At 69.5% G+C, this 16,701-nt stretch carries 18 protein-coding genes; 8 read left to right on the top strand and 10 right to left on the bottom strand.

What is annotated here, in order from left to right; all coding sequences use genetic code 11:
• Positions 1 to 5: 5 nt before the first annotated feature.
• From AC5FRV_RS16470 to AC5FRV_RS16445, 6 genes are all read right to left on the bottom strand, one after another.
• On the bottom strand, positions 6 to 179 hold the full coding sequence (locus AC5FRV_RS16470; RefSeq protein WP_089817951.1) for a 50S ribosomal protein L37e: 174 nt from the start codon (positions 177 to 179) through the stop codon (positions 6 to 8).
• The gene (locus AC5FRV_RS16465; protein WP_089817949.1) at positions 176 to 358 is read right to left on the bottom strand and encodes an LSM domain-containing protein; all 183 of its coding nucleotides are present in this window, start codon (positions 356 to 358) and stop codon (positions 176 to 178) included. The genes AC5FRV_RS16470 and AC5FRV_RS16465 overlap by 4 nt, the downstream gene beginning before the upstream one ends.
• A gap of 47 nt (positions 359 to 405) precedes the next feature.
• Positions 406 to 1,467 carry a M20/M25/M40 family metallo-hydrolase gene (locus AC5FRV_RS16460; RefSeq protein ID WP_493562179.1) on the bottom strand — a complete coding sequence of 354 codons (1,062 nt, stop codon included), beginning with the start codon at positions 1,465 to 1,467 and terminating at the stop codon, positions 406 to 408.
• A 71-nt stretch (positions 1,468 to 1,538) separates the two neighbouring features.
• Positions 1,539 to 2,639, bottom strand: coding sequence for a Gfo/Idh/MocA family protein (locus AC5FRV_RS16455; protein WP_493562178.1), 1,101 nt, complete (start codon positions 2,637 to 2,639; stop codon positions 1,539 to 1,541).
• 59 nt (positions 2,640 to 2,698) lie between these two features.
• A complete protein-coding gene (locus AC5FRV_RS16450; protein WP_493562177.1) occupies positions 2,699 to 3,874 on the bottom strand; it encodes a mandelate racemase family protein in 1,176 nt (391 codons plus the stop codon).
• Positions 3,875 to 3,970: 96 nt separating this feature from the next.
• On the bottom strand, positions 3,971 to 5,272 hold the full coding sequence (locus AC5FRV_RS16445; protein WP_493562176.1) for a cation:proton antiporter: 1,302 nt from the start codon (positions 5,270 to 5,272) through the stop codon (positions 3,971 to 3,973).
• Between the two features lie 148 nt (positions 5,273 to 5,420).
• Here AC5FRV_RS16445 and AC5FRV_RS16440 point away from each other — a divergent pair, with 148 nt between their 5' ends.
• The 4 genes from AC5FRV_RS16440 to AC5FRV_RS16425 all read left to right on the top strand — a co-directional run bounded on the left by AC5FRV_RS16440 (position 5,421) and on the right by AC5FRV_RS16425 (position 8,252).
• Positions 5,421 to 5,708, top strand: coding sequence for a hypothetical protein (locus tag AC5FRV_RS16440; protein ID WP_493562175.1), 288 nt, complete (start codon positions 5,421 to 5,423; stop codon positions 5,706 to 5,708).
• 37 nt (positions 5,709 to 5,745) lie between these two features.
• On the top strand, positions 5,746 to 6,696 hold the full coding sequence (locus AC5FRV_RS16435) for a zinc-dependent metalloprotease (RefSeq protein ID WP_493562174.1): 951 nt from the start codon (positions 5,746 to 5,748) through the stop codon (positions 6,694 to 6,696).
• 228 nt (positions 6,697 to 6,924) lie between these two features.
• The gene (locus tag AC5FRV_RS16430; RefSeq protein ID WP_493562173.1) at positions 6,925 to 7,524 is read left to right on the top strand and encodes an Ntn hydrolase family protein; all 600 of its coding nucleotides are present in this window, start codon (positions 6,925 to 6,927) and stop codon (positions 7,522 to 7,524) included.
• Positions 7,524 to 8,252, top strand: coding sequence for an archaeal proteasome endopeptidase complex subunit alpha (locus AC5FRV_RS16425; protein WP_493562172.1), 729 nt, complete (start codon positions 7,524 to 7,526; stop codon positions 8,250 to 8,252). Before AC5FRV_RS16430 ends, AC5FRV_RS16425 begins: the two co-directional genes overlap by 1 nt.
• 12 nt (positions 8,253 to 8,264) lie before the next feature.
• Here the strand turns inward: AC5FRV_RS16425 and AC5FRV_RS16420 are convergent, their stop codons facing one another.
• From AC5FRV_RS16420 to AC5FRV_RS16405, 4 genes are all read right to left on the bottom strand, one after another.
• The gene (locus AC5FRV_RS16420; protein ID WP_493562171.1) at positions 8,265 to 9,290 is read right to left on the bottom strand and encodes an ArsR/SmtB family transcription factor; all 1,026 of its coding nucleotides are present in this window, start codon (positions 9,288 to 9,290) and stop codon (positions 8,265 to 8,267) included.
• A gap of 120 nt (positions 9,291 to 9,410) precedes the next feature.
• Entirely contained in the window at positions 9,411 to 9,638 is a 228-nt protein-coding gene (locus AC5FRV_RS16415) for a DUF8527 family protein (RefSeq protein ID WP_493562170.1), read from the bottom strand.
• On the bottom strand, positions 9,638 to 10,063 hold the full coding sequence (locus AC5FRV_RS16410; RefSeq protein ID WP_493562169.1) for a nuclear transport factor 2 family protein: 426 nt from the start codon (positions 10,061 to 10,063) through the stop codon (positions 9,638 to 9,640). Before AC5FRV_RS16410 ends, AC5FRV_RS16415 begins: the two co-directional genes overlap by 1 nt.
• A gap of 30 nt (positions 10,064 to 10,093) precedes the next feature.
• Complete coding sequence (locus tag AC5FRV_RS16405; RefSeq protein ID WP_493562168.1) at positions 10,094 to 10,639, bottom strand: hypothetical protein; 546 nt, start codon at positions 10,637 to 10,639, stop codon at positions 10,094 to 10,096.
• A gap of 221 nt (positions 10,640 to 10,860) precedes the next feature.
• On the opposite strand from AC5FRV_RS16405, the gene AC5FRV_RS16400 reads away from it, so the two are divergent.
• From AC5FRV_RS16400 to AC5FRV_RS16385, 4 genes are read left to right on the top strand one after another with little or no spacing between them, the layout of a single operon-like run.
• On the top strand, positions 10,861 to 12,915 hold the full coding sequence (locus tag AC5FRV_RS16400; protein ID WP_493562167.1) for a DUF4129 domain-containing protein: 2,055 nt from the start codon (positions 10,861 to 10,863) through the stop codon (positions 12,913 to 12,915).
• Complete coding sequence (locus tag AC5FRV_RS16395) at positions 12,912 to 13,883, top strand: DUF7269 family protein (protein ID WP_493562166.1); 972 nt, start codon at positions 12,912 to 12,914, stop codon at positions 13,881 to 13,883. The genes AC5FRV_RS16400 and AC5FRV_RS16395 overlap by 4 nt, the downstream gene beginning before the upstream one ends.
• Positions 13,880 to 15,208, top strand: coding sequence for a DUF58 domain-containing protein (locus AC5FRV_RS16390; RefSeq protein ID WP_493562165.1), 1,329 nt, complete (start codon positions 13,880 to 13,882; stop codon positions 15,206 to 15,208). Before AC5FRV_RS16395 ends, AC5FRV_RS16390 begins: the two co-directional genes overlap by 4 nt.
• Positions 15,208 to 16,656 (top strand): DUF7519 family protein, encoded by a 1,449-nt coding sequence (locus AC5FRV_RS16385; protein ID WP_493562164.1) that lies wholly within the window; start codon positions 15,208 to 15,210, stop codon positions 16,654 to 16,656. The genes AC5FRV_RS16390 and AC5FRV_RS16385 overlap by 1 nt, the downstream gene beginning before the upstream one ends.
• The last annotated feature ends 45 nt before the right edge of the window (positions 16,657 to 16,701 follow it).

The following is a 16,701-nucleotide window of genomic DNA, read 5'->3' as shown; positions in this document are numbered from 1 at the left end:
TGGAGCTATTCGCCGGACTTGCTCTGCCAGGCGTAGTCTCGGCGCTTCGCGGACTTCCCGAAGCCGCAGGACGCGCAGACGCCCTTCTTCGAGTGGTAGGATTTCTCGCCACAGCGGCGACACTTGACGTGCGTGGTCGTGTTCTTCTTGCCCTGACTCGGAGTTCCTGCGCCAGTCATGTGTTGATCGAAACGACGTTGTCGCCGCGTATAATCGTTGTGTCTTCGCCCTCGATGACCAGGTTCATGTGCTGGTCGTACCCCGAGAGCTCGCCTTCGAATACCTCGCCGTCCTTGAGTGACACTGTGACGGTCTCGCCCAGCGACGCCTCCAGCACGTCGAGCGGTCTTCCACTCATACCACTAACGGGCTGGCGACTCGTGCATAAACGTACCGCTTGAACTCCTATATCGAGACGCTGAACGGAGCGAACTCCTCGGCTCGCACCGCGAAGCCGGCAAGCAGATCCGCGACCGCGTCGAGATCGTCGGGATCGATCACTTCGACGGGGGTGTGCATGTACCGGTTCGGCAGGCCGAGGTTGAGCGAGGGGATGCCGCCGCGGGAGGTGTAGAAGGCGTCCGCATCGGTCCCGGTCCGGCTGCCCGTCGCCTGTAGCTGGACGTCGAGGTCGTCCCCGTCGGCCGCTTCGCGGAACCCCTCGACGAGGACCGGGTGGTTCGCGCTGCCGCGGGCGACGACCGGGCCGCCGCCGAGTTCGACGCCGGAGGAGTGCTTGCCGGGCGAGTCGGGCGTGTCCGTGGCGTGGGTGACGTCGACCGCAACGGCGGCGTCGGGGTCGAGGTCGAAGCCGACCATCTTGGCGCCCTGGACGCCGACCTCCTCCTGGACCGTGGAGACGGCGTACACGGTCGCGTTCGTCCCGCGCTCGCTCGCACGACGCAGCCCCTCTGCGGCGGCCCAGGTACCGATCCGGTTGTCCATCCCGCGAGCCGCGAGACGGCCGTTCGCGAGTTCGGTCACCGACTGGTCGAGAGTTATCGGGTCGCCGCGGTCGACGAGTTCCGCGGCCTCGTCGCCGTCTGTCGCACCGACGTCGACGTGCTGTTCGCTAATCTCCGGCACGGAGTCCTCGTCTGGGTCACGGAGGTGGATGGCGGTCTGGCCGATGACGCCGGAGACTGGGCCGTCGTCGGCGTGGACGGTGACGTGCTGGCCGCGCGAGACCGTCTTGTCCGACCCGCCGATGCGGGCGATGCGGACGAAGCCGTCGTCGGTGATATCTCGGACGATGAAACCGATCTCGTCGCCGTGGCCGGCGAACGCTATCTCACTGTCGCCGTCGCCCTCCAGGACGGCCACCGCGTTGCCGTAGTCGTCCGTCCGGACCTCGTCGGCGTACTCGCTCACGTAGTCGATCCAGACCCGCTGGCCGGCGGTTTCGTACCCCGAGGGGTTGGCCGTCGCCAGCAGGTCGTCCAGGAACTCGCGTCGTCGCTCGTCCATGACCGGTCGTTATCGCACTCGAACCAAGAACCCCGCGCTTCCGGTCGCAACGCCGACGCGTGGGCCCGCGGCTACCAGGAGGTTATCTCGACGTCCCGGAGCGGTCGTTCGAGCGGGACGGCGACCTGGCCGCCGGTGTAGTGGGAGAGGTAGAAGCCGACGATGATCTCCAGCGAGCGAGTCGCCTCCCGCCCCGTCGACCGATTGGTGGCTGTTCCGTCGAGCAGTTCCTCGACGTGGCGAGCGGCGTTGGCAAACGCCCGCTGGTAGTCGTCCTCCCACGTCCACGAGCCCTCGATGCCCGGGAGCGGTTCCTCGACGTGGTCGCCGTCGTCGAGACGCCAGTAGCGCCACTCGCCGTCGTCGTTGTTCACGTACAGTTTCCCCTCGCTGCCCACGAAGTTGAGTAGCATCGACGAGTCGGCTCGCGGGACGGTGCAGTCGACGGTGACGAAGGTTCCGTCGTCCATGACGACGAACCCGCCGCCGCCGGCGTCGTCGACCTCCCGGTCTGCGCCGAGCGACTCCACGGCCTCGTTCTCACCGGTGATGTACCCCGACACCTGGTCGGCGCGGGCGTCGAGCAGGTAGACCAGCGTGTCGAGCAGGTGCGTCGAGTTTCGCAGGAGTTCCATGCGGAACTGGGTCGTGACCGAGTGGACGTCCCCGAGAATCCCCTCCTCGTGGACGAGTTCGTGGAGTCGCCGGAGTTTCTCGGTGAACCGGAACGAGTGGTTGACGAGCAACTCCGTGTCGGTCTCCTCGCAGACGGCGACCATCTCCTCGGCGTCGGCGACAGCGGCGGCGATGGGTTTCTCGCACCAGACGACGGCCGGGTCGGCGGCCGAGCGGGCCGCGTCGACGACGTGGTCGTGGTGGAGGAAGGAGGGGGTACAGACGGAGACGATGTCGAGGTCCTCGGACGCGAGCATCGCCTCGTGGCCGACGTACTGTCGGTCTTCGGGAATTCCCCAGACGTCACCGAACCGTCGCAGTTTCCCCTCGTCCACGTCCGCGACGGCGACGAGTTCTATCCCGTCTGTCGCGTGGTAGCCGCCCGCGTGGCTCGCCTCGACCTTCTGCTGGCCGAGTTCGTCCTCCTCGTGCATCCCCAGGATGCCCATCCCGGCGATGCCGCCGGTGCCGACGATGCCTGCGCGATACGGTGCCATATCGCTCGCTACGGTACAGGCCCCCTTGGTAGTTCGTCTCTCCGCGGGACCGAGGCGGTTTACTCGTAGACGTGGACGCTGCCCGTCGCGTTGTCCTCGATGTAGTCCCAGTCGTACTCGACGCCGAGGCCGGGGCCGTCCGGGACTGGAACGGTGCCGTTCTCGTCGATAGTGTCGATCATGTCGGAGTAGTCGCCCTCGTAGACCGGTGGCTGGGTATTGGGCGCCTCGGGGTGGACCAGCGCCAGTTCGTAGTAGTTGGCGTTGCGCGCCGCGGCGATGCAGTGGCGCTGTGCGGGTCCGGGCGCGTGGAACTCCACGTCGATGCCGAACCCCTCGGCGACCTTCGCGCGCTTCATCGCACCGGTGATGCCGCCGTCGTACTCGGGGTCCGCACGCACGAAGTCGGTGGCCTCGTTGGCGACGAAGTCGGTGGCGGGCTCGAGTCCCCTGACGTGCTCGGTCTGGAGGATGGGCGTGTCGAGCATCTGCCGGAGTTTGCGGTGGGCGTGCTGGGAGATGCCGCCGTCGCGGTAGGGGTCCTCGTACCAGAAGAAGCCCTCTTCGTCGAGGGCGCGGCCGAGTTTCAGCGCGTCGGCGAACGTCTCCAGTTCGCATGCGGGGTCGTGCATCAGGTCCATCTCGTCGCCGACGCGCTCGCCGACGGCGTGGACCGCCGCGATCTCCCGGTCGAGGTTGCGGAGTTCGTCGCCGCCACCCCAGCCGTGGATCTTGAAGCCGCCGTAGCCCATCTCCAGGCACTCCTCGGCGAAGTCGGCGAACGCCTCGGGGGAGTCGAGGCCGCCGGCGTCGTCGCCGTGGTAGGTCGACGCGTACGCGGGCAGGCGCTCGCGGTAGGTCCCGAGCAGTTCGTGGATGGGGGCGTCGTAGCGCTTGCCCGCGTAGTCCCACAGCGCGATGTCGATGGGGCCGATACCCATCCGGTCGTACTTGCGGAGCGCGCGCTTGATCTCCGACCAGTGTTTCTCCCGCTGGAGGGGGTCCTTCCCGACGAGGTAGTCGGCGAAGGTGTTGATCTGGGCGGCACCGGGGGAGTTGCCGCCGACGTACTCGCCGGTGATCCCCTCGTCGGTGTGGACCGTGACGCCGAACAGTTTGCGTTCGGTGACCGCGCCGGGTTCGTAGACGAGGTTGAACCCGTTCTCGTCGGTGCCCACGTCCGGAATCTCGTAGGCGAACTCGACGCTCTCTATCTTCGTGATTTCGGGCGACATACTAGCCGAGACCGGTGGCGAGGTGATAAAAACAGGGGCGCCGGTCGTTCGGCCGCTCCGGACCGCCTGCGACCCGTGCACCGGTCGTCGCTCGCGTCAGTGTGCCGACTCGGTCACCTCGTGGCCCTTCCGCCGCCGGTCGAGCGCGTCCATTACGTAGTTCGCGCTGATGCCGTGGACGACGACGGAGACCAGGACGACGAACCCGAGGATGGCCCAGAGTTCGTCGGCGGCAAGCAGGAGTTCGATCTCCTGGAACGACGCCTCGTTGAGCGCGTAGGCGAGGTAGTAGAACGAGCCGATCCCCCGGATGCCGAACGCCGAGATGACGAGCCGTTCGGCCATCGAGACGGAGCTGCCGAGGAGGGAGATCATCCCCGCGACGGGCCGGACGACGAAGACGACCACGAGGCCGACCAGCGCACCGGTCCAGGTCAGTGGACCGAGCAACCCGCCGGCGATGGCGCCGCCGAACAGCACGAGCACGGCCGCCATCAGCAACCGCTCGGTCGTCACGGCGAAGTCGTGGAGGTCGAAGTAGTAGTCGTGGTCCCACTCGTAGTTCCGGAGGACCAGCGCGGCGACGAACACGGCGATGAACCCGTATCCCCCCATCAGCTCGGCGGCCGCGTACGAGATCAGCGTCGCGGCCAGCGCCTCGGCGCCCGCCATGACGCGCGCCAGGTCGGTCGTCGCCGGCGAGCCGAAGATGAACCAGGCGAAGACCCGACCGGAGACGTAGCCGATCACCGTGCCGGCCGCGATCTTGTAGAGCAGTTCGTACAGCGCCCAGTCGGCGAGCCAGGCGAGCGACGACGTGCCGCTGGCGGCGGCCACCGCGATGGCGAGGTACGTGAACGGGAACGCCAGCCCGTCGTTGAGGCCCGCTTCCGAGGTCAGCGCGAACCGGATCGTCCCCTCCTGTCTGGTGGCGTCGACGTCCTCGTCGACTTCTTCGGTCGGCGGCGTCGCCTGGACGTCCGAGGCGAGCACCGGGTCCGTCGGTGCGACGACGGCGCCGAGCAGGATGGCGGTGGCGGTGAGCGTGCCGAGCACGGTCACCCCGAGCACGGCGGTGACGAAGATGGTGATGGGCATCGCGATCAGGAGCAATCGCCAGGTCGTCGACCAGCCCCGCGGATCGAACGGGCGGTCGATCTTCAGGCCGGCCCCCATCAGCGCGATGATGACGACCAGTTCCGTCAGGTGTTCGGCGACGAGGACCTGTTCGATCGGGTCCGGGGGCGTCGTCTCCAGGGGGAGGGCGAACAGAGCGAAGCCGGCGATGACGTACACCAGCGGGAACGACATCGGTTTGTCCGACAGGACGCGAGGCAGCGCGACGGCGCCCATGATCGCGAGACCGACGAAGAGGAGGGTCACCTCGTAGGAGGCCATTGACACGGAATAGTAGTCAACCAACACGTAAATCTTCATTGACTTGTCAAACTTCGGATCCAGGGGACGGGCCTTCGTCGCGGAGGCGACGCGCGTGGAACCGTCGCCCGGTACGAACGAATAAGTGACAGACGGCACAAGGGTACGTATGGTTCGATTCACCCTGTTCGAGGTCAACCTGGACGGTGCGGAGTTCAACGCCGCGGCACCCTTCAGCGGGGCCGACGCCGAGGGCGCCACGGAGGGCGTCGGTGAGACGATCGAGGAGCGACTCCAGGGAGACGCGGAGCCGTCGGGTGTCGGGACGTCGCCCGCCGCACTCTTCGCGGGCCTCGTCCTCGCGGCCGGCGCCATCGCGCTCGGCCGGAAACTGCTTTCCCGCAGTCGTTCCGACCACTCGGACGCCGAAGCGACCGAGCAGGTCCCGGCGCTCTAGGGAGAAGGCATATCCCGACTGACACCAAAACGGTGGTATGGGACTGTATCGGAGCGTCCAGGCCGTCGCGAACGCGTCAGGCGACGGTCCTATCGACTGGAACGCCGTCGCCGAGGCGGCCAAGGGGTCGGTCGCACCCGGCTCTGTCAACCTGTCCGAGGCGGAACGCGAGGGCTACGCGGGGGACGTCCGCGACGCCCGCGACCGTGTCAGCGACGTCGCCGCGGTGGAGTTCGACCTCCCCGGGACCGTCGAGGTCCAGGACCGCCACCACTGGATCGACGCCAACGTGACGACGTTCGAGCGCCTCATGCGCCCGCTCGAACAGCAGGCGAAGTTCATGCCCGGCCTCGCCCGGCTCGCCAACACCGGGTCGATGGCCTTCGCGCTCTCCTTCCTCGGTAACAACGTGCTCGGTCAGTACGACCCGCTCCTCCTGGCCGAGGCCGACGACCACGCGCTGTACTTCGTCCACCCGAACATCGAGCGCGTCGCTGGGCAACTCGACGTGAACCGGGACCGATTCCGCCGGTGGATCGCCTTCCACGAGGTGGCCCACGCCGCCGAGTTCGGCGCCGCGCCGTGGCTCTCGACCCACCTCGAGGAGACGATGGAGGAGACCATCGGCGCGCTGACCGACGGGCGTCTGGACCGCGATTCGCTGGGCGAACTCGACACGACGATGACCGCCGTCGAGGGGTACGCCGAACTCGTCATGGACCGGGCGTTCGACGACGAGTACGACGACCTCCGGGCGAAACTGGAGGCCCGCCGGAGCGGTCGCGGACCGATCGCGATGCTCGTCCGCCGCCTGCTCGGCCTGGGCATGAAGCGTCGCCAGTACGAGCGAGGCAAAGCCTTCTTCGACGTCGTCGCAGACGAACGCGGCGTCGCGGGCGCGAGCAAGGTCTGGGAGGACCCCTCGCACCTGCCGACCGACGAGGAACTCGACCACCCCCGGCTCTGGCTCGGACGAGTCGCAGAATAACTCCTGGTTCGTCGTCCCTCGCGTTCGATACCCGGTCGTCTCAGCTCACCAGCTAAAATATATTTTAGCTAACATATTTTCCACCCCTGCCCGAAGACCGGGGTGATGACGCGACCAGAACTGCGACCGAACTCACCCGCACGATCGATTGGCTCGCCAGCAGACGCCGAACTGATCCCCGGAGCATCCATAGCGAAACGTCCGTCGTCCGGTAGTCAGGCGAACGACGTGTCGCTCGACGCTCCGAGATTCGAAACCGGGACGACCATCGTCGCGCTGCGAGCGGCGGACGGCGTCGTGATGGCCGCCGACCAGCGCATGAGCCTTGGCGGTCAGTTCACAGCGAACAAGTACGTCCAGAAGATAGAACAGGTCCACCCGACGGCGACGATGGCCATCGCCGGGTCCGTCGGCCCAGCAAGGGACCTGATCCGGTCGCTCCGGGCCGAGGCGAGCCTGTACGAATCGCGACGCGACGAACCCATGAGTATGACGGCGCTCTCGAACGCCGCCGGAGCGCTCGTTCGAGGCCTGCCCGTCGCCCCGCTGCTCGCCGGCGTCGACGAGTCAGGTGGACACGTGTTCGAACTCGACGGGGGCGGAAGCGTGATGGCGGATAGCTACGCCGCGGGCGGCAGCGGAATGCAGGTCGCTTACGGCGTGCTCGAACGGCGTGTCGACGCCGACGCGGACGTCGAGGCGGCCGCCGACACGGCCGTCGCTGCCGTCGAGGCGGCGTGCGAACGAGACACGGCCAGCGGTGACGGGGTCACTCTCACCACGGTCACCGGCGACGGAGTCGCCTTCGACGAACGGAGGGCCAGCTAATGCAGTCCGATCGCCAGCGTGCCTACGACCGGGGCAGTACCATCTTCTCGCCGGACGGGCGCCTCTACCAGGTCGAGTACGCCCGCGAGGCCGTCGAACGCGGGAGTTCGACCGTCGGCGTTCGCACGAACGACGGCGTCGTCCTCGCGACGCACAGGCGCCGCCGGTCGTCACTGGTCGAACCGAAGAGCATCGAGAAACTCCACGACGTGGACGGGCGCCTGGGAATGGCCACGGCGGGTCACGTCGCGGACGGCCGCCATCTCGTCGACTACGGCCGACAGTACGCCCAGCGCGAGCGCCTGCGGTACGGGGAAGCCCCGGGCGTGGAACCCGTCGCGAAAGCTCTCGCCGACTACGTCCAGGAGTCGACTCAGACCGGTGGAACCCGGCCATTCGGGGCGGCAGTGCTTCTCGGGGGTGCCGTCGACGCCGTTCCATCCCTCTACGAACTCGACCCGTCCGGGACGCCCACCGAGTGGCGGGCGACGGCCGTCGGCGCCGGGAGCGAGGCGATTCGATCGCACCTCGAAGCCGAGTACGACCGGGACGTCGACGTCGAGACCGGATTCACGCTGGCACTCCGGTCGCTCGCCGAGGGAATCGACCGCGACCTGACGGCGTCGGACCTCGACCTCGCGTCCGTCGACGCCGACGGATTCGAAGCGTTCGACCGGGGCCGCCGCCAGCGTGCACTCGACGAGGCCGGGCTCTCGCAGGCGTCGTAAGTCGGTTTGCGCTCACGCAGTGGCGTCGTCTTCTCGCATCTCGTCGGCGGGCCCGTTCTCGCCACCTGCCGAACCGGTGGCGTCCGAGTTCGCACGGTTCGAGCCGAGGCCGGCGTCGCTAACGGTGCGTCGACGGTGTTCGACGACGTTTCCGTCGACGGAAACGTACAGGTCGAGGACGTCGTTGTCGAGACGAGTACTGACCAGTACGCACCACGGCTCGCGCGAGACGACGTGTTCGCGCCACTCGGGGCCGACGTTCCACACCGGCCGGTCGCGGACGTCCTCGTCGTGGTCACGGTAGAACGAGACGACGGCGGGGTGGTCGAGGACTGTCAGCGACAGCGGACAGCGGAGGTCCCTCCCGCACCCCTCGCAGTCGAAGGTCGCCTGCACCGGTACGTGTGCTGTTTCGTCCCGGTCCCGCTCGTTGCCGTCCGCGAGTTCGCTTCCGGACGCGGGTTCGACAGCCACGGTGACTGTTCCCCCGCAGTCCGGACAGACGCCGTCGCCGTACGAGCGGATCCGGTGGCGATAGAACGTGTCGAGCGCGGCCGGGAGCGACCCGTCGTCTCGCGTGGTGTATCCACTGGGCGGAAGTGACAGGCCCAGTATCGGCGTCTCACAGTCCTCGCAGGCGACCTCCGTCACGTTGTCCGCCGCGTGCGCGACGAGACTGGTCTCCTGGCAGAACGGGCATCGTTCGTCGAGTTCGACCGGACCGACGTCCACGCTATCGGTGTAGACGCCGGCACGAATTCCGCGCGCGACTTCCCGGCCGGCCGAGGTCAGTTCGTACCTGTCGTCCGCACGCTTGCGGACGAAATGGCCGTCCAGTTGCCGGAGGTGATAGGCGAAACCGGCAGAGGTGTCGACGCCGCTGGCGTCGTGCAGTTCGGAGAACGGCTGTGGTCCGTCGGCGGCGAGCGCCCGGAGGACGGCGGTCCGCGCCTCGTCGCCGAGGCCCTGAAACGCGTCGCTCGGCGTGAACACGTCCGTCTCGGCCGCGTCCTCGTCGTCCTCCAGGTGGTCGGTCACGTCACGGAACTGTGGCCGGCGGACGCAAAGAGCTATCGGCGGGTACGCGAGCCGTAGCGGCTACCGTCCGTGCGATAGCAACGAGCCCGGTGGTGGCGCCTCTCTCGGCTCTGGCCCCGTCTACCGCCGTCTGCGGGGGCCCATCCCCATGCTGTCCGGGAACACCCACCACGCGAGCGCGGCCCCGACGGCGGAGCCAGCCAGAAACGCCCCGGCCATCGTCGTCGCGCCGCCGTCGCCAGCCAGCACGACCAGGGCCATCGACGCGCCGACGAACAGCGAGAACCCGACGCGGAGGCGAAAGAGGAACTGTTCGCGCTCCTCGTCGGTGATGGACGGGCCGACCATCAGATATCGCCCGCCGTGGAGACGTGCATCCCGACGACGCGCCAGTCGCCGTCGACGGCTGGGTCGTCGGCACCACCGCGACGTTCGAGCGTCCCGCTCCAGCGCGTCTCGAACTCGTACCGTATCGGGGGGTCGGAACCGGTCCACCCCACGAACACCTCGTCCGAGAACCAGGCGTGGTCGTCGCGTTCTGTGACCCGCAGCGCACGGCTGTCGACTGTCCAGCCGCTGGTCGTCTCGGTCTGTTCGCGCAGTCCGTCGGCCACCGCCTCCCCGCCGACGAGTCGCTCGGAGATGCCGAACTTGACCAGGTCCTCGTCGTCCGCGAAGAACGGTCCCAGCGGGTCACCGTTGCGGAGCGCGTCGTAGTACGCGCGGACCGTCTCCCGCGCGCTGGACTCCGTCCCGACGGCGTCGTCGCTCATACGATATCAGAGTAATCCCGGCGGTATAAATCAGTAGAATCCGCGGTCGACGTCCTCCTCGACGACGTCGTCGAACTCGGCTTCGAGCAGTTCCTCGGCCTCTTCGAAGGCGTCGGCCAGGTCGTCCATCTGCTCGGGGCGGTCGTACTGGTCGAACTCCATCGGGCCGTAGGCCGGCGAGTCCATCGCGTCCATCACGTCCTCGAAGAGGGCGTCCGGGGTCGTCGGCGCGTCGGCGTGGGCCTCCAGTACGCTCTCCAGTTTCCCGGCCACCGCCTCGGCTTCGTCCTCGTCTTCGACGGGCTGCTGGACGCCGAACCCACCCGCGCCTCGGTCGGGAAAGAGCGGCTCGAGTTCGTCGTCGATCTTCCGGGCGACCTGTGACCCGACGCCCTGGACCTCGAAGGGGTTCTTCGCGTAGGTCTTCAGCTGGAAGACGCCGGCCGAGGGGTGGCCCAGGTAGAGGTCCTCGCCGATACCGCTCGCGCGGTCCCCGCCCACCGCGCGCCACTGCCCGGCGTCGGCGTTCGATTCGACCACGTCGTCGAGGATGTCCTGCCAGTCGCGAACGCGCATAGATATCGCATGCGTCCCGGCAGAAAAGTACGTGTCGGTTCCCGCGACGGCGCGCTCCAGGCGACCGTCGACTGCACAGCCAGCATCGAGACCCGTGGCTTCTTTACCACCGAAAGTGACAGTGGGACTAGTTCCAGTACGCCGCCGTTCGGTCGGTCTCCCGTCGTGGGTGCGGGAGTCGGACGAGCGAGAGCCGAATCGGCGGCGTGCAGACTACGCCAATGTCACACACCAACCCGACTGGATCCCTCCCCAGGCAGGCAGGCGAGCCCCGACAGCTCGTCTTCCTCGCGCTGTGTAGCCTCGCGCTCGTCGTCGCTGCCTTCGCGGCCCCGCCGACCGCTCAGGGGTCGTCCTCCCCCGACGTCCCCCTCGGGGACCTGTTCGGCAACGAGTCCGAGCAGACCGGCGACTGCGTCGTCCTCCTCTCCGAAAACCCCGTGCCGGGACGGGACGTGACGGTCGCCGTCCGTCGCGGTGGCGAACCACTCCAGGACGTTCGCGTCTGGTTCGACGACCAGTCTATCGGCGTCACGAACCGGTCCGGCCAGGTCACTGGCACGGTGCCCTACGTCCGGAAACTGGCGGTGAAAGTGGGGCTGCCCGGTGGCGGGTCCTGCGAGTTCGAAACGGTGACCGGGGGAGCCGCGGTGCAGCACCAGTCCGCCGCGCTCGCCGCCCCCGCCGACTCGTCGAATCTCGCCGGGAACGCCGCGCCAGAGACGGGCCAGTCCACGGGGCAGGCCGCCGCGCAGGCGACCGACAGCCCGGCTGCCACGCAGGCGACAGACACGGTCAACGTCTCGGACTCGTTTCGCTTCCTCGGTCCCATCGGCGTCGACGTGGTAGGGGAACCCAACCCCGGCGAAACCGTGACGCTCGTCGCCACCATCCGAGGCGACCCGGTCCCCGCGGCGACGGTGTCCGTCGACGGCGACCGGGTCGGACGGACCGACGAGAACGGCGAGTACGCGCTGACGATTCCCGACGACGGGACCGAACGGCTCCGGGTGAACGTCCAGCGCGGGGAGATAGAGGGCCGGACGTTCGTCGACGTCAGGCTGTTGCGCGTGGGGGTCCAGGGCGGGCGGTTCCCCTTCCCGGGCCAGTCCGCGACGGTCCGGGCGGCCATCGGCACCGACGCGGCCGCGGACGCCGCGGTGACGCTCGACGGTGAGCGGGTCGCCACGACGAACGCGACGGGGCAGGCCGCGATCACCCTCCCCGGGGATCCGCTGGCGACAGTGACCGTGACCACCGGCGACCGGACCGCGAGCAGGTCGATGCTGTCGGTGTTCGCGCCGACGATCGTCACCCCCATCGCCGCCCTCCTCCTGCTCGTCGGGAGTCCGCTCGCCGTCTACTGGGCAGACGGCCGGCGCGGCCTCGCCGTGCTCGTCGCCCTCGCCGCCACCCTTATCGCCGGGACCGCTGGCTACGTCGTGGCCGGCCGCGACGGTGCCGTCATCGCCGTCGGTTCGACGCTGTTACTGCTGGCGCTCGTCATCGCCGTTCGCCGGCCCGACCTGGTCTCCGCGGCGGGCGACCGATTCACGTCGCTGGTGACGCCCGGCGGATCGGCGGGTGACGTCGCCCGTTCGTGGATCGACCGCGTGACCGATGGCGTGCTCTGGATCACGCGGCGCGTCGAGCGCTTCGTGGACCGGATCGAGACGAGTCTGGGCGAGGTCCTCCGTCGGCTTCGCGACTTCGAACTCGCAGCGCTCGTCGTCGACGCCCGGGTCTGGATCGGCGGACTCCCTCGACGGTTCGTGGCCGGGATCCGGTTCCTCGTCGGCCTTCCCCGACGCCTCCTCGGCTGGCTCCGACCCGGAACGGCCGAAGTCGAGGCGAACTCGTGCGGTGACGGGCCCGCCCCCGCGTCGTCGAGTCACACACCGGGCCCGGCGATTCGCGAACTCTGGCGCAGCTTCGCCCGGCGCGTCGTTCCGGACCGCTGGCCCCAGCGGACGCCGGGAGAGGTGTCACGCCAGGCCATCGACGCTGGATTCCCGCGAGATTCCGTTGTCGAACTCACGGCGGTGTTCCGCGACGTCGAGTACGGCGGCGAGCCCCTCTCCGACGACCGGTACCTGCAGGCACAGCGCGCCTACGACGCCCTCGACGCCGAGGAGACGGCGTCTGACGCGGCCGACGGCGCCGATGGGACGAATCCCGGCCAGAGTGATGGAACGGCCACCCGAAACGGCGACGAACCGACCGATGGCGCCGGCCCGACCGGTGGCGACGATGGCAGAGAGGTGAGCGGGTCGTGAGGACGGCCCTCGCCGCGGTTCTCGGGGTCGCGACCATCGTCGGTGCGGTCGCTGCGCTCCTGGCGAGTTCCGGAACGGTGTCCGACAGCGCCCTGCTCCTCTCGATGGCCGTCCTCGTCGGCGTCGTCGGCGTCATCGGCGCGCTCGTGAAGGTCGCGGGTACAGACTCGGACGACGTGGCGTCCGCGCCCTGGGAGGAGTCCGGCGTCCTCGTCGAACGCGCGCCCGAGCGCTCGCCGGCGGCGTACGACCTCTCGGGAGAGGCGCTCGCCGACGTCGTCGCGGCGGCCGGCGAGGCGGCACGTGAAGACGGCACGGTGGCCGCCGGCGTCGACGTGGTTCGACCCCACCTTCGCGAGGCGCTCCTGGGCGTGTTCGTCCAGGGTGGCACCGACCGGTCCACGGCGGAGGCCCTGCTCGCTCGGGGAAGCTGGACGGACGACGCGACGGCTGCCGCCGTGCTCGACGACGCGGTCGACCACCCGGGCTGGAGCGTGCTGCAACGGTTCGAGGCGTGGCTCTTTCCCGAACAGGTCCTCCGTGAGGAGGTCAGGCGGGCGATGCAGGCCATCGCGACGGTCGCGGACCGTGAACTCCCGACCGTTCCCGGCCAGCACGCTCCCCGGACCGTGCCGGTCCTCGCGCCGACGCTCGAAGATCTCCGTCGCGGTGCCGATGGCCACCTCCAGCGCGCAGTCGAACCGCTCGGGGGGCGTACCCGCGGTGACGTCGACGACGGACGGGCGGCCCATCACACTGGCAGTACCACCGGCGAACTGGTCGGAGACGGGGTCAGTCAGTCACGGCAGGACGACCCAGCGGCCGGGGAACCCCGTCGCCGTTCGGCGACAGACTCGCTGGCCGATATTCGGGTCGGGAGCCAGCGGGGCGGAACGGCGGCCGACGACGTAGTCGCCGACGAAGCGGCGGACGAGGACCAGGCGGGAGAGGGGGTGTCCCGTCGATGAGCGACCCGACGCTGCGCTGGCGCGGTGGCGTCGCGGCGACTATCGTGCTCGCCGTCGTCGGCCTCGCGACCAGCAACGGACCGATACTGCTATCGGCGGTGGTTCCGCTCGCCTACGTCGCGTACGGCTCGCTCGCGACCGCGGAGCTCCCGACGGAGCTGACGGCGAGCCGGACCGTCGAGCCGACGCCGGCACCCCCGGGCCGTCCGGTGGCCGTCACGCTGACCGTGACGAACGACTCCGACCGGACGCTCTCGGACGTCCGCGTCGTCGACGGCGTTCCCGGGGACCTGGCCGTGATGGACGGCTCCCCGCGCGTCGGCACGACGCTGGAGCCCGGCGAGACCGTGACCCTGGAATACACGATGGTTGCCCGACGCGGGGACCACGACTTCGACCCGCCGCGCGTCCGCCTCCGGAGTCTCGGCGCCGGCGCGGCGGCGACGGCCGCGCTCCCGGTCGACGGCGACGTCGAACTGGTCTGCCGGCTCGACGCAGAGGCGCCGCCGCTCGCCGACGACGCCAGCAACCACGTGGGTCAGATCACGACCGACAGCCCGGGCCGCGGCCTCGAGTTTCACTCGACGCGCGAGTATCGTCACGGCGACGACGCGAACCGGATCGACTGGCGCCACTACGCCAAGCGCGGCACCCTCGCGACTGTCAACTACCGGGAACACCGGTCGGCCTCCATCGTCGCCGTCGTCGACGCCCGCGAGGTGTGTCGCGTCGTCCCCGGACCGGGTCGGCCGACTGCGGTCGAACTGGAAGCCTACGCCGCGACCCACGCCGTCGGCGAGTTCCTGCGCACCGGCCACGACGTCGCCGTCGCCGTCGTCGGCCTCGACGGGCCGGGGCCCGCGGGACTCCACTGGCTCCCGCCGGGCGGTGGCGACGGCCAGCGCTCGCGCGCACTCGACCGGTTCGAACTGGCGGCCGACGCGGAGACGACGGTGGAGGACCCCGAAGCGCAGTTCACGCAACTGCTCGGGCTCGCGCCGCCGGGCGCCCAGATCGCGCTGTTCTCGCCGCTGCTCGACGACGCGCCGGTCGACGCCGTCGAGGCGTGGCTCGCTCACGACCACTCGGTCGTCGTGCTGTCGCCGGACGTGATCACTGGCAACACCGTCAGTGGCCAGTACGAACAGGTCTGCAGGGGGACCCGGCTGGCGCGCTGTCAGGCCGCTGGCGCTCGCGCGCTCGACTGGCGTCGCGGGACGCCGCTCCCGGTCGCGCTGGAGTACGCCTTCGCCGCCGACGCGGGCCACGCGGCGCGCCGCCGCGCGGACGCTGGTACCGGCGCCGGCACTGGAGGTGACGCCTGATGCCGCTGTTCGGTCCGCGACTCGACAGGCCATCGGCCATCGGCGACGAGGGGCGACCGCGTGCGACCAGTCTCACCATCGCCTCGGTGGTCGTCTTCGCCGTCGTCGCCGCGACCGGCTGGGCCGGTGGGTTCCTGCGCCTGACGCTCGCGCTCGGGACGCTCGTCGGACTCTTTACCGTCGGTCTCTCGCTGCTGAACCGCGAGCGGTTCCTCGCGCTGTTCCTCGGTCAGCTCTGTTACGTGCTCGGCGGGACGGGACTGGTCGGGTTCGCCCTGTTGGTGCTCCTACTCGCGCCGGCGTACGGGCTCGTGCTCACCGGTTTCGCGCTCGCGCTGACCGGGCTGGCGACGACCTGGGCCGACGTCGCTGACGCCGAGAGTACCAAAACCGCGCTGTTCCAGGGCGGGGCCTCCTTCGTGTCGATGCTCGTCTGGTTCGTCTGTCTGATCGTCGTCGCCGGGACAGTGCTGGCCCTGTGGACGTTCCTCACCGGCCCGGCGACGTCGGTTCCGCCGACGCCGTCGCTGATCGTCTTCCTGTTCGCGCTCTGTGTCTCCGGCGTCCTGGTCTGGCTCGGGACGCGGTGGCTCCCGTTCCGACAGCTCACGCCGCGGGACCGTCGCCCGCGTCTGGAACGCACCCTCGGCCGGTTTCGTCTGGTGACCGCCGTCGTCGCGCTCGTCGCCTTCGCCGGGGTCGTCTTCGGGCTCGTCGCCTGGCTTCTGGGCGGCTTCGACCGGCTGTACGCGGCGCTCCCGCCGTCCTCGGCCGTGTTCGGCGGCCTCTCCTCGCCGTTCGTCCTCGGGCCGCTGTTGCTCGTCGGCGTCGCCGTCCTCGCCACCGCGGTCGTCGCGCTCGCGCTCCGCCGGGTGACCCGGCCGACCGACCGGCGGGCCAACCAGCTGCTCGCCGCCGTCGTCGCCGGGTTCGCGTTCACGGTGCTCACCATCCCGTTCTACTTCTCCGTCGTCCCGGGCATGCCCCTGCTTCGCGTCGTGGTGGCGGTCCTCCTCGTTATCCTCGGCCCGCCAGCGCTGTTCGTCGCGGGGCTCGCCTTCCTTGGCGGTGTGACCGTCGGCGTCCTGCCCGAGCGCGCCGGCGGCCCGGCCGTGGCCTCGGCGGGGATGGTCGTCGCCACCGTGGGCGCGGGTCTCGCCGGCGTCCCGCCGGTCGCCGTCTTCGCCTGCATCACCGCCGGCATGGTCGCCTGGGACGTCTCGGCGTTCGGCCTCGGCGTGACGGCCGACCTGGGCCACATCCCCGAGACGCGCCGCCTCGAACTGTTCCACGGGGTCCTCGGCGTGGGCGTCGGTATCGTCGTCGCCGCCGTCCTGGCGGGGGTCGACCTCCTGCGGACGGCGGTCGCCGGCGGCCTCGTGGCCGGCCCCGCTATCTTGCTCGCCGTGGTCGCCGTTCTCCTGCTCCTGATCCCCGTCCGCGGGTGAGGTTCCGTCGCCACTTCTCGACTCGAAGTTAGTCACGGGATTGAT

The organism is Halomicrobium sp. HArcel3 (assembly GCF_058933135.1).
The sequence above is the reverse complement of the archived record's forward strand: the minus strand, read 5'-3'. Positions and strand labels throughout refer to the sequence as shown.